Below are 12,024 nucleotides of genomic sequence, written 5' to 3'. Positions count from 1 at the left end.
GTCGTCCGGCGCGGCTTCGGGGGAGCGGGTCGGGGCGGGGGAGGATGGCAGGAACGGTGAGGACTCGGCGCGGGGCGGGGACGCGCACGGATGACGAGGGTGGTGGAAGGTGTCGAAGCAGGCGGGGCCGCAAGGAAATTCGCGGTGAGCGAGGACAAGCCGGAGGCCGGCGCGGCGCAGGCTCCGTCGATCAAGGTGCTCGTGGTCGACGACGAACCGCAGATCGTGCGCGCGCTGCGGATCAACCTGTCGGTGCGCGGATACGAGGTGATCACCGCCGGTACCGGAGCGGCGGCGTTGCGCGCGGCCGCGGACAAGCATCCCGACGTGGTGATCCTCGACCTCGGACTGCCGGACATGGACGGCATCGAGGTGCTCGGCGGACTGCGCGGCTGGAGCAGCGCACCGGTGATCGTGCTCTCGGCGCGCACCGACTCGACAGACAAGGTGGAGGCGCTCGACGCGGGCGCCGACGACTACGTGACCAAGCCGTTCGGTATGGACGAGCTGCTGGCCCGGCTGCGGGCGGCCGTGCGCCGCGGGGCGACCGACGGCGAGACGTCCGATCCGGTGGTGGTAACCGATTCGTTCACCGTCGACCTGGCCGCCAAGAAGGTCACCAAGAACGGCGAACCCGTCCATCTCACCCCGACCGAGTGGGGGATGCTCGAGATGCTGGTCCGCAACAAGGGCAAACTGGTCGGCCGCAAGGAACTGTTGCGGGAGGTCTGGGGTCCGTCCTACGCCACCGAAACCCATTATCTGCGGGTCTATCTCGCGCAGTTGCGGCGCAAGCTGGAGGACGATCCCTCGCGGCCGCGGCACCTGCTGACCGAGGCGGGCATGGGGTACCGCTTCCAGGTCTGATCACGCGTTCCGACTTCGCCCGAGAGCGCCGAGCGGGAGTGTGGCCGAGATCGCAGCCAGGAATGGCGTCCGCCCGTGCGATGTTGGCAGGCGTGAGCCGTTCCCGACGAAGATGGCAGGATCGAACCCATGGCTGAACCGACCGTTGCCCCTGCGACCGCCACCACGGCATCGACCACCGCCGAGCCGACCACCCTCTGGGTCGAGCGCACCGGCACCCGCGCCTACACCGGCCGCAGCTCCCGCGGCGCGGAGGTACTGATCGGATCGCAAGGCGTGCCAGGCGTGTTCACGCCGGGCGAGTTGCTGAAGATCGCGCTCGCCGCCTGCTCGGGACTGAGCGCGGACTTCCCGCTCTCGCGCAAGCTGGGCGACAACTTCGACGCGACCATTCGCGTCGCCGGCGACGCCGACCGGGAGAACGAGGTCTACCCGCAGCTCGACGAGGTGTTCGAGCTCGACCTGAGCGAACTGGACGAGGAGGCGCGCGAGCGGCTGCTGGTGACCGTGCAGCGCGCCATCGACAAGGTGTGCACCGTCGGCCGCACGCTGAAGGCGGGCAGCAAGGTCACCCTCTCCTTTGATATCGACTCCTGACGGGAGGGCGACGTCCGCTGCTCGCGTGTGGTGGCGGGCAGTCGCATCCCGACGTCTCGAGCGCCCGGCTGCGGTGATGCGCGGCCGGGCGCTCGCCACGTCCGGCCCCCTGCGCCCGCGCGGGGCGGCCGGTGCGGCATTCTGATCGGATGACTGAGACTCCGCACGGCGCGGCCGCGTCCACCGACCGGGTCCGGCTCGCCGCATGGGTGCACGGCATGGTGCAGGGCGTCGGTTTCCGCTGGTGGACGCGGTCGCGGGCGCTGGAGCTCGGCCTGGTCGGGTCAGCGCGCAACACCAGCGACGGCCGGGTGCACGTGATCGCGGAGGGCAGCCGCGCGGCGTGCGAGCGTTTGCTGGAACTGCTGCGATCGGGCGATACTCCTGGCCGGGTGACCTTGGTTGTGGAAAGCTGGGAGCCCCCGCGGGGAGATTCGTCCGGATTCGAGGAGCGTTAGTGGTGGTTCCGAAGGCCATGGGGAGGGAGCGGTGAGCACGCAGAATCCTGGCGACGGGGAACAACGGCGTCCTGACGAACCCGCCGCCGAGCCGGAGTGGACCACACCTGAGCTGAATGTGCCCGAACCGCCGGACGTACCGGGCCCGCAGGAATCACCGCAGCCACCCGGCCCGCGGCCGGGCAGCATCCAGCGACAGGAACCCGGCGTCACCCAGCCGCGTCCGCCGACCGTGGCCGAGGCGCGAGCCAGGGACAAGGCCCGCAAGCGCGCCGCCGACGCGCAGCGCGCGGCGCAGGCGGCGGCCGACGCCAAGAAGCGCACCCGCAAGCGGGTGCTGATCGGCGGCGTCGCCATCGTGGGCGTCGCGGGACTCGTCGGCGGCGGATATCTGGCGTACCGGGCGCTCACCGCGCCGGACGAGGTCACCGCCTACTGCGTGCGGACCGAGAACGGCCAGGAGATCGTCGTCGAGGACAAGTACTGTCAGCCGGGCCAGGCTGGTTTCGTCGACGACAACGGCGGTTCGTACAGCCACGCGGGTCCGATCATCATCTACGGCGGTGGTCCGCAGTACCGCTACTACTACGGCGGCGGCAACACCGTCGGCAAGCCGCCCGTCGGCGGCTCCACGCTGAAACCCAAAGGCGCCCAGATCACCACGAAGTCCGGCACCACCATTCAGCGCGGTGGTCTCGGCAGCAAGAGCACCGGCGGCGGTGGTTCCTGATGCGTCGCGTCCGCGGAACACCGCGCCAGGACTGGCAGCGGATCATCGAGGGGCAGGGGCTCGTCTACGGCGCGCCGGGCCGTGACGCGAGCGGTCAGCCGCGCCCGTACTGGGACGAGTCTGTGCACTACGAGTTCGACATGCCGGAGATCCTCGCGTTGGAAGCCGATGTCGAACTGCTGCACTCGATGTGCCTGAACGCCGTCGAGCACGTCGTGCTGACCGAGCGGTTCCGGGATTTCGGTCTGCCGGAATGGAGCTGGGGGCCGATCGCCGAATCCTGGCGGCGCGGCGACCCGCACGTCTACGGCCGCTTCGACCTGCGCTACGACGCGCGCCGCCCGGCGAAACTGCTGGAGTACAACGCCGATACGCCCACCTCGCTGCTGGAGGCGGCGATCGTGCAGTGGCACTGGCTGACCGCGCTGTACCCCGACGACGACCAGTGGAACTCCTTGCACGAGAAGCTGGTCGAGCGCTGGGGCCTGCTGCGCGACAAGTTGCCCTCGCCGCAGCTGCATTTCACCTGGTCCTCGGCCGACGCCACCGGCGAGGACAACGTCACGACGGCCTACATGCAGGAGACCGCCGCGGAGGCGGGCTTCGACACCATCGCGCTGCCCATCGAGGAAATCGGATTCGATACGGAGCTGGAGCGTTTCGTCGATCTGGCCGAGGCGCCGATCGAATCGATCTTCAAGCTCTACCCGTGGGAGTGGGTGCTCGACGACGATTTCGGCAAGCGCGTGGTGCAGAGCCTGCCGCAGACCATGTGGATCGAGCCGCTGTGGAAGACGCTGCTCAGCAACAAGGCGATCCTGGCGATTCTGTGGGAGATGTACCCCGGGCACCCGAACCTGCTGCCCGCCTACCTCGATCAGCCCAACGAACTCACCGAGTACATCCGCAAACCCAAGCTCGGCCGCGAGGGCGCCAACATGACCATCGTCGGCGCGGGCTTGGAGACCGCCACCGGCGGCGTCTACGGCGCCGAGGGTTTCGTGTACCAATTGCTCGATCCGCTCCCGGAATTCGATGAGATGCGGCCGGTACTCGGCGCCTGGATCGTCGGCGACACCGCCGCGGGCCTCGGCATCAGGGAGACCGCGGGGCTGATCACCGACGACGGCGCGGCGTTCGTTCCGCACCGCATACCCACCGAATAGGTGCGCGAGCACCACAGACCACCGCACCAGCACCGAACACATCCGGAAGGACCACGATGACCGCAGTCGCCCTCGAATCGGGGTACTGGAGCGCGCTCGGCGAAGGCGTAGGGGCGATCGTCCTCTACGCCCTGGTCGGCCTAGTGCTCATGCTCGTCGGCTTCTATGCCATCGACCTGACCACCCCGGGCGCCCTGCGCGGACTGGTGGCCGAGGGCAAGCCCAACGCGATCATCGTCACGGCGGCCGGCATGCTCAGCATGGCGTTCATCGTCGTGCTCGCCATCTACTCGTCCGGGGGCAAGCTGGCCGAAGGGCTGATCGCCTCGCTGGTGTTCGGTCTGGTCGGCATTGTCGCCCAGGTCATCTCGGTGCGGGTCGTCGAACGGGTGCTCGGCATCGATATCGGCGCCGCGCTGCATTCGGAGAGCTTCACGACCGAGGTGCTCGTGGTCGCGGCCGCGCACTTCGCGCTCGGCCTCGTCGTGGCCGTCGCCATTCTCTGACCGGCGAGCGGCGCGGTTCGTCTCGGCGCCGCGCCCCGTTCAGTGGCCGCGGGCGATCCAGTCAGCCAGCGACGGCTTCTCGGCGCCGATGGTGGTGCCATCGCCGTGCCCGGTGTACACCGCCGTCTCCTCGGGCAGCGTGAGCAGCCGGTCCCGGATGGAATCGATGATGGTGCCGAAGTCGGAGTAGGAGCGGCCGGTAGCGCCTGGACCGCCGGCGAAGAGCGTGTCGCCGGTGCACAGCGCGTGTAGTTCCGGCAGATACAGGCAGACCGACCCGGGCGAGTGCCCCGGCGTGTGCAGTATCTCGATCTCGATGCCCGCCACCGAGATCCGCGCGGTGTCGGCGAGCGAGCGGTAGCCCGCCTCGGGGTGAGTCATCCGCCACAGCGGCTCGTCCGCGGGATGCAGCAGGACGGGCGCGTCGAACCGATCGCCGAGTTCCGGCGCGACGGTGACGTGGTCGTTGTGGCCGTGCGTGCACAGCACCGCGACGACGTGCCGTCCGCCGACCGCGTCCGCGATGGCGTCGGCGTCGTGCGCCGCGTCCACCACCAGCACCTCGCGGTCGTCGCCGATCAGCCAGACGTTGTTGTCGACCGCCCAGGTCCCGCCGTCGAGGGAGAAGGTTCCCGAGGTGACCACCCGGTCGATGCGGGCGCTCACCAGACCACCACCGAGCGCAGCACCTCGCCCGCGTGCATGGCGGTGAACGCCCGCTCGACCTCGTCGAGCGCGATCCGCTCGGTGACGAAGCGGTCAAGCGGCAGCCTGCCCTGCCGGTACAGGTCGACCAGCATCGGGAAGTCGCGCTCCGGCAGGCAGTCGCCATACCAGGAGGATTTCAGCGCGCCGCCGCGGGAGAACAGATCGATGAGCGGCATCTCGATCGTCATGTCGGGCGTGGGGACGCCGACCAGCACCACGGTGCCCGCCAGGTCGCGGCCGTAGAAGGCCTGCTTCCAGGTCTCCGGGCGGCCGACCGCGTCGATCACCACGTCGGCGCCGAAGCCGTCGGTCAGCTCCTGGACGCGGGCGACCACGTCCTCGGCGCTCGCGTCGACGGTGTGGGTGGCGCCGAACTCCTTGGCCCAGGTCAATTTCCGCGGGTCGCGGTCGATCGCCACGATGGTGCGCGCACCGGCCAGCCGGGCGCCCGCGATGGCGGCGTCGCCGACGCCGCCGCAGCCGATCACCGCCACGGTGTCGCCGCGCGAGACGTTGCCGGTGTTCATGGCCGCTCCGATGCCCGCCATCACGCCGCAGCCGAGCAACCCCGCGACGGCCGGGTCCGCCTCGGGATCGACCTTGGTGCACTGTCTTTCGTGCACCAGCGTCTTGTCGGCGAAGGCGCCGATGCCGAGCGCGGGGCTGAGTTCGGTGCCGTCGGTGAGGGTCATCCTCTTGCTCGCGTTGTCGCTCGCGAAGCAGTACCAGGGACGCCCGCGTTTGCAGGCGCGGCATTCGCCGCAGACGGCGCGCCAGTTCAGCACCACGAAATCGCCCGGAGACACGTGCGTGACCGCTGCGCCGACCGTCTCGACCACACCCGCCGCCTCGTGGCCGAGCAGGAACGGGAACTCGTCGTTGATGCCGCCCTCGCGGTAGTGCAGGTCGGTGTGGCAAACGCCGCAGGCCTGCACCCGCACGACGACATCGTGCGGACCGGGATCGGGGATGACGACGTCGACCAGTTCGACCGGAGCGCCGATGGCTCGGGCGATGACGCCGCGCACGGTTTCGGACACGAATCCTCCTCGAAGCTCGCATGCCGCCTCTGGCACCCGAACCATCTTGCCGTGCCGCGCGCCGCGCGTGGGGCTGTCGGACGAAGTCGGGCCGCCCGGACTTGACATTCCATATTGGAGGGTGCACGCTATCTTCAATATTCCACTGTGGAGGGTGGAATCGTCGATAGGAACTGGCATGGACATCTCGACCGGTACCCGCGCCTCCGATGCCGAACGCGATCAGATCGTGCGGCTCCTCGGCAGGCACATGGCCGACGGCCGCATCGACCTCGCCGAATACGACCAGCGGGTCGCGCGCGTCTACGGCTCGGCCACCCGCGACGACCTGCAACTGGTGCTCTCCGACCTGCCGAAGCTCTCGAAAGACTCCGCCGCGCAATCCAACCCGCGCCCGCGAATCCCGGTGTGGCAGCGCATCGAGGGCGGCAGCTGGCTCGGCGTCAGCGTTCTGGTGCTGATCATCTGGGCCGCCATCTCGATCGGCGTCGGCGAGTTCACCTACTTCTGGCCGGTCTGGGTCATCGGTCCGTGGGGCGCGGTGCTGGCCTTCCGCGTGCTCACCGGCTGGGAGTCCGGCCGCGGCGGCAAGCGGGCGCGCCAGTAGTCCCTCGCCAGGACCGGTCGCCGCATGCCCGGCGCCACCTACGCCGCTGATTTACCGGACGGCGCCATTGCGGCAGGCGACAATACGATGCGTGCAGCCGAGTAGGGCGTCATGAGCGCCGAGGACGAGGTCGTCGCGGCGCTGTGGGCGCGGCGTGCACGCTGGGCCCGCGCCGCGGATGCCGCGAAACGGCGTGCCGACCGCGCCCGGATCGCCGTCCTCTGCCTCAGCGGGGCGGGTGCGATCGCCACGGCGACGACGGCGACCGTATTGCGGAACTCGGGCCTGCCGCAGCTCGTGGTCGCCACTCTGGGCGCGGTCGCCCTCGCCACGGGGACGTTCCTCGCCGCGCATTTCCTCACTCCCGCCGAGCTGCGTCGCTGGACCCGGGCCCGCGCCGTCGCGGAGAACATCAAACAGGTGATCTACCGATTTCGAGCCGGGGCACGCCCGTTTCACGATGGCGATGCCCTGCTCCGGCTGCACCGGGCCGTCGGCGAGATCGAGCAAGGCGCGGACGATTTGCTGCCGTTCCTGGCGGAGAACCACGCCGCCGAGTGCACGGGCTCCGGCGCGCCACCGGTGCTGACGCCCCGTGATTACGTCCGGGATCGCGTGCAGGGACAGATCACCGACTACTACGGGCGGAGGGCACGCGAGTACGCCGCGCGGTCGCGGCGATGGCGCCGGGCGGCCCTGCTGCTCGGTCTGGCGGCGACGGTGGTCGCCGCCATCGCCGCCGTCCTCGTCGGCGCCTCGTCCGGCTCGAGCCGAACCAGCTGGGCTTCCCTGATCACGCCATGGGTCGCGGTGCTGACCACGCTGGGCGCGGGGGTCGCCGGTCACCTGGCGGGACGGCGGTACGAGTTCCTGGTGATGAGCTACTCCGCGACGGCCCGGCGGCTCGGGCAGATACTGCACGAGTGGCGAGCGGAGGGTTCACCCACCGACGAACAACGGTGGACGGCCTTCGTCGACGACTGCGAAACGGTGATCGCCGACCAGAACGAGACGTGGGTGGCGAAATGGGCCGAGCCCCAACCGAATGGACGATGAACGGCCTGTTCGTCGGCAGATCCTCGCCGCGCCGACTACCGACTGTCGGGCCGAGGCGCTGGTCACCGGTAGCGGTGCGCGCGGCGCTCGGGTGGCGGCGGGTAGCTGCGCTCGGACGCTTCGGAGGAGTGGCGGTTTTCGAGGGCGGCCTCGTGCGCGGCGGCCGCGGCGGGTCTGCGCCGGGGAGAGACGCCACGGTCGGCGGCCGCCTCGTAGGCGACGGCCGCCGCGGGCATGCGCTTCGGCGGTGCGGCGGACGGTGCCGAGGCGGCAGGCATGTGACGGCGTTGCGGCGCGGCGCCGCGCTCGCGCGACGGTAGGTCCGCGGCGGACGGACGACCGTTCCGTTCCGGTGCGATCGGGTCGACCGGTACGGAGGGCGGCGCGTCCAGATGGCGCGTCCGGCGAGCGGCGCGTTCGGGCGCCTGCCGGTCCGATGCCGGTTCCCCGGCGTCGTTGGCGGACCGTGTGCGCCGGGTGGCCGCCCGTTGCGGCGCGTCGGTGGTGCGGCTGCGCCGGGGCAGAGCGGGGCGGTCGTCCGCGGATTCGGGTTCCACTGCGGCGCGGTGGGATCGGGTGACTTGCGCTGACTGCGGGGATTGGGGGGATTGGGTGGACCGCCGGGAGGCGGGGGCCGATGCAGCGCGACGGGACGCGACGGCGCTCCCGTCGGCGCGCGCGGCGACCGTCTCCCGAGGCGTTCTCGCCCGTGCCCGCTCGGGCGCTGCTTCGTCCGCCACACGGGCGGCGCGGCCGCGGGGGTGCGCCGCCGCTCGCTCGGCCTCGGGCACCCTGCGCATGCCGACGCGGAAGATCGGCAGTTTGGTGGTGACGCGGCTCGGGTGGTCGCCCTTCTCGCGGTAGGCGGCGGCGATGCCGTGCGCGCGCAGCCAGGCGCCGGGGTCGTCCCTGATCTCCGGGCCCGCGTCGAGAACGACGTCTTTCAGGAGTTCGATCAGATCGGTCTCGTGGTCGCCGCCGAGCGCGGCGCGGATGGCGGGGAAGGTGTCGGGCCGGAAGGTCCATGACCATTCGTGGCCAGGATGGAATCCGTCGTGGTCCTGGCCGTGCAGTACGAGATTTCCCGACTTCGCGATGCGGACGCGCACCGTGCGGCCTTCGGACTCGATACGGCACTCGTTCGGCGTCTCCGCGGGGCGAGCCTCATCCGCACCGAGTCCGAGGTCATCTTCTTCTTCCAGTTCTTCGGCGCGGGTGATCTCGAACCAGGCCACGACCATGGCGCCGACGCCGAGCGCGGCGGCGATCGCCAGCTCGAGCCAGACGTCGGCCGGGATGACCCGCCTGGTGCGTTCGCACGCGTGCAGGAACAGCAGACAGCCGACGACGAGCGCGGCGATCCGGGCAAGCCGGAGGGCGGTGCCGGTGTCGACCGAAGGTGCGCGCATCCGCTGACTGCTCCCGAACAAAGACTTGCCGCCAAATCAGACAGGATCGTAAGCGCAGGAGCCCTTCGGTGGGAGACCGTAGGTTTTCGGTACAACAGGCGGACGCGAGCCCGGTGGATGCCGGTCGATTACCAGCCAGCGACGGCTACGCTCGGCCCCGATTCGCCGACGCGGCCTCGCGCACCGCCTGATGCGGCGCGATGCGACCGATCCCGGCTCGACCGGCTCCGAGGCGACCGTGCGCGATGGCGTCGGGACGCGTTCGTGGCAAACCTCGAGCACATCGAAATGCGCGACATCCCCTGCCGACTCGTTAACCTGGATCGGACCGGTCGCGTCGAACCCCATCCCCGACGCGGTGCGCCGCCCGCCGACAAACACTGCCGCGACCGGCGGATACCATGGCTGGTCGCCCCGCGGGGATATGTCCGGCCACCGCGCACGGAAAGGTCGTCGAATTTGCACCTGAAGAGTCTGACGTTGAAGGGCTTCAAGTCCTTCGCGTCCGCGACGACGCTGCGCTTCGAACCCGGCATCACCTGTGTGGTGGGTCCGAACGGTTCCGGCAAGTCCAACGTCGTCGACGCGCTCACCTGGGTGATGGGCGAGCAGGGGGCGAAGGCGTTGCGCGGCGGCAAGATGCAGGACGTCATCTTCGCGGGCACGGCGGGACGGGCCCCGCTCGGCCGCGCCGAGGTCACCCTGACCATCGACAACTCCGACGGCGCGCTGCCCATCGACTACGCGGAGGTGTCGATCACCCGGCGCATGTTCCGTGACGGCGCGGGCGAATACGAGATCAACGGCAGTACCTGCCGCCTGATGGACGTGCAGGAACTGCTGAGCGACTCCGGCATCGGCCGGGAGATGCACGTCATCGTCGGACAGGGCCAGCTCTCCGCGATCCTGGAATCGCGCCCCGAGGACCGGCGCGCATTCGTCGAAGAAGCCGCGGGCGTGCTGAAACACCGCAAGCGCAAGGAGAAGGCGGTCCGCAAGCTGGAGGCGATGCAGGCCAATCTGGCGCGCCTGACCGACCTCACCACCGAACTGCGCCGCCAGCTCAAACCGCTGGGCAGGCAGGCCGAGGTGGCCAGGCGCGCGCAGACCGTGCAGGCCGACCTGCGAGACGTGCGCTTGCGGCTGGCGGCCGACGACCTGGTGACCCGCCGCGGCGAGCTGGAGAGTCAGCAGAGCAAAGAGGCGTACGCCCGCGAACAGCAGATCACCGTGCAGACCGAGCTGGACGCCGCGAACGCCGCGCTGGCGCAGCAGGAGTTCCAGCTGTCCAAGCTCACGCCGAGCGCGGAGGCCGCGGCCCAGATCTGGTTCCAGCTCTCGGCGCTGGCCGAGCGGGTGAACGCGACCATCCGCATCGCGGGCGACCGGGCCCGCCATCTCGACACCGAGACGACGGTCGGCACCGGCCGCGACCCCGATCAGCTGGAGGCCGAGGCAGACCGCATCGAAGCCGAGGAGGCCGAGCTGCGCGAGGCGGTCGAGATCGCGGTGGAGACCTTGGAGGCGGCAAGGGATCAGCTGGCCGAACGCGAGCACGCCGCCAAGGCCGCCGAACAGGCGCACCTGGCCGCCGTCCGCGCGATCGCCGACCGGCGCGAGGGCCTGGCCAGGCTCTCCGGTCAGGTCGACACGCTGCGGACGAGGGCGCAGTCGGTGGACGCCGAGATCGCCCGGCTGTCGGTGGCGATCACCGAGGCCAGACATCGCGGCGAGGCCGCCCAGGCCGAATTCGACAGCGTGCAGGACCAACTCGGCGAGCTCGACGCGGGCGAGGAAGGACTCGACGCCCAGCACGAGCACGCCGTGCAGGCGCTCGAGCTGGCCGACCAGCGGGTCACCGAACTACGCGAACAGGATCGCGACGCGGGCAAGCGGGTGGCCTCGCTGTCCGCGCGCATCGAGGCGCTCGGCATGGGCCTTGCCCGTCGCGACGGCGCCGCCTGGCTGGTGGAGAACCGCGCCGACGGGTTGGTCGGCCCGCTGTCGGGACTGCTGCGGGTACACACCGGCTTCGAGGCCGCCGTCGCCGCGGCGCTCGGCCCGCTCGCCGATGCGGTGGCCGCCGACACCGAGGATGCCGCGCACGCGGCGGTGCGAGCGCTCAAAGCGGCCGACGGTGGCCGCGCCGCACTGGTTTTCGGCGCCGCCGAATCCGCGCGCTCGACCGGCGATCCGCTGCCGGGTCCGGCCCGGTGGCTGGCCGACGTGATGGAATGCCCGGAGTCGGTGCGGGCAGCCATCGGCGCGCTGACCGCGGGTATCGCGGTGGTCGACGACCTCGCGGCCGCGACCGAACTCGTCGCGGCCCGCCCCGAGCTGCGGGTGGTCACCCGCGACGGCGATCTCACCGGCACCGGTTGGCTGCTCGGCGGATCCGACCGCGCCCCAAGTCAATTGGAGATCCAGGCCGATATCGACACGGCCGAAGCCGAGCTGGTCGGGGCGCAGCGGCGGGCGGAGGAACTGGAGGCGGCGCTGTCCGGCGCGCTGGCCGAACAGGCCGATCGCAAGGAGGCGGTGGATCACGCGCTGCTCGCGCTGCACGAATCCGATCAGGCGCTGATGGCCATCTACGACCGGCTCGGCAGGCTCGGCCAGGCGGCCCGCGCGGCCCAAGCCGACAGCGACCGGCTCGCCGCCCAGCGCACCGAGGCGGAATCAGGGCGCGAGAAGGCGCTCGCCGCGCTGGCCGAGCTGGAGGACCGGCTGCGGCACGCCGAGCTGGAACAGTCCGAGATCGACGCCGACGGCCTCGGCGCGGCGGGCACCGAGACCGCGGGCCGCGACCGCGAGGAGGCGGCCGCAGCCTTGGCCGAGGCGCGCTCCATGGAGGTGGAGGCCAGGCTCGCCGTGCGCACC

At 70.8% G+C, this 12,024-nt stretch carries 12 protein-coding genes; 9 read left to right on the top strand and 3 right to left on the bottom strand.

Annotated features, from left to right (window positions below; translation table 11 throughout):
- The first annotated feature begins 144 nt into the window (after nucleotides 1-144).
- The 6 genes from NX1_RS29580 to NX1_RS29555 all read left to right on the top strand — a co-directional run bounded on the left by NX1_RS29580 (nucleotide 145) and on the right by NX1_RS29555 (nucleotide 4,324).
- A complete protein-coding gene (locus tag NX1_RS29580; protein ID WP_281217402.1) occupies nucleotides 145-867 on the top strand; it encodes a response regulator in 723 nt (240 codons plus the stop codon).
- Between the two features lie 129 nt (nucleotides 868-996).
- Entirely contained in the window at nucleotides 997-1,464 is a 468-nt protein-coding gene (locus NX1_RS29575; RefSeq protein ID WP_068066570.1) for an OsmC family protein, read from the top strand.
- A 149-nt stretch (nucleotides 1,465-1,613) separates the two neighbouring features.
- The gene (locus NX1_RS29570; protein ID WP_068066567.1) at nucleotides 1,614-1,922 is read left to right on the top strand and encodes an acylphosphatase; all 309 of its coding nucleotides are present in this window, start codon (nucleotides 1,614-1,616) and stop codon (nucleotides 1,920-1,922) included.
- 31 nt (nucleotides 1,923-1,953) lie between these two features.
- Nucleotides 1,954-2,652, top strand: coding sequence for a hypothetical protein (locus NX1_RS29565; RefSeq protein WP_084501845.1), 699 nt, complete (start codon nucleotides 1,954-1,956; stop codon nucleotides 2,650-2,652).
- Nucleotides 2,652-3,818 carry a glutathionylspermidine synthase family protein gene (locus NX1_RS29560; protein WP_068066564.1) on the top strand — a complete coding sequence of 389 codons (1,167 nt, stop codon included), beginning with the start codon at nucleotides 2,652-2,654 and terminating at the stop codon, nucleotides 3,816-3,818. The genes NX1_RS29565 and NX1_RS29560 overlap by 1 nt, the downstream gene beginning before the upstream one ends.
- A gap of 56 nt (nucleotides 3,819-3,874) precedes the next feature.
- Nucleotides 3,875-4,324 carry a DUF350 domain-containing protein gene (locus NX1_RS29555; protein ID WP_068066561.1) on the top strand — a complete coding sequence of 150 codons (450 nt, stop codon included), beginning with the start codon at nucleotides 3,875-3,877 and terminating at the stop codon, nucleotides 4,322-4,324.
- A gap of 39 nt (nucleotides 4,325-4,363) precedes the next feature.
- Here the strand turns inward: NX1_RS29555 and NX1_RS29550 are convergent, their stop codons facing one another.
- Nucleotides 4,364-4,990 carry an MBL fold metallo-hydrolase gene (locus NX1_RS29550; protein ID WP_068066558.1) on the bottom strand — a complete coding sequence of 209 codons (627 nt, stop codon included), beginning with the start codon at nucleotides 4,988-4,990 and terminating at the stop codon, nucleotides 4,364-4,366.
- Nucleotides 4,987-6,072, bottom strand: a complete 1,086-nt coding sequence (locus tag NX1_RS29545; protein WP_068066555.1) for an S-(hydroxymethyl)mycothiol dehydrogenase — start codon at nucleotides 6,070-6,072, stop codon at nucleotides 4,987-4,989. Before NX1_RS29545 ends, NX1_RS29550 begins: the two co-directional genes overlap by 4 nt.
- A 178-nt stretch (nucleotides 6,073-6,250) precedes the next feature.
- On the opposite strand from NX1_RS29545, the gene NX1_RS29540 reads away from it, so the two are divergent.
- The gene (locus tag NX1_RS29540) at nucleotides 6,251-6,679 is read left to right on the top strand and encodes a DUF1707 SHOCT-like domain-containing protein (RefSeq protein ID WP_068066552.1); all 429 of its coding nucleotides are present in this window, start codon (nucleotides 6,251-6,253) and stop codon (nucleotides 6,677-6,679) included.
- Nucleotides 6,680-6,790: 111 nt separating this feature from the next.
- Entirely contained in the window at nucleotides 6,791-7,735 is a 945-nt protein-coding gene (locus tag NX1_RS29535) for a DUF4231 domain-containing protein (protein WP_068066549.1), read from the top strand.
- 62 nt (nucleotides 7,736-7,797) lie between these two features.
- Here the strand turns inward: NX1_RS29535 and NX1_RS29530 are convergent, their stop codons facing one another.
- Nucleotides 7,798-9,144: a hypothetical protein gene (locus tag NX1_RS29530; RefSeq protein WP_068066546.1), complete on the bottom strand. Its 1,347-nt coding sequence runs from the start codon at nucleotides 9,142-9,144 to the stop codon at nucleotides 7,798-7,800.
- A 459-nt stretch (nucleotides 9,145-9,603) separates the two neighbouring features.
- Between NX1_RS29530 and smc the strand changes: the two genes are divergently transcribed.
- Nucleotides 9,604-12,024, top strand: a 2,421-nt coding sequence (smc, locus tag NX1_RS29525; protein WP_068066543.1) for a chromosome segregation protein SMC, incomplete at its 3' end; no start/stop codon positions are given.

It is taken from the genome of Nocardia xishanensis NBRC 101358 (assembly GCF_001613365.1).
GTDB classification, from domain to species: domain Bacteria; phylum Actinomycetota; class Actinomycetes; order Mycobacteriales; family Mycobacteriaceae; genus Nocardia; species Nocardia xishanensis.
This window is presented reverse-complemented; position numbering and strand designations above follow the sequence as displayed.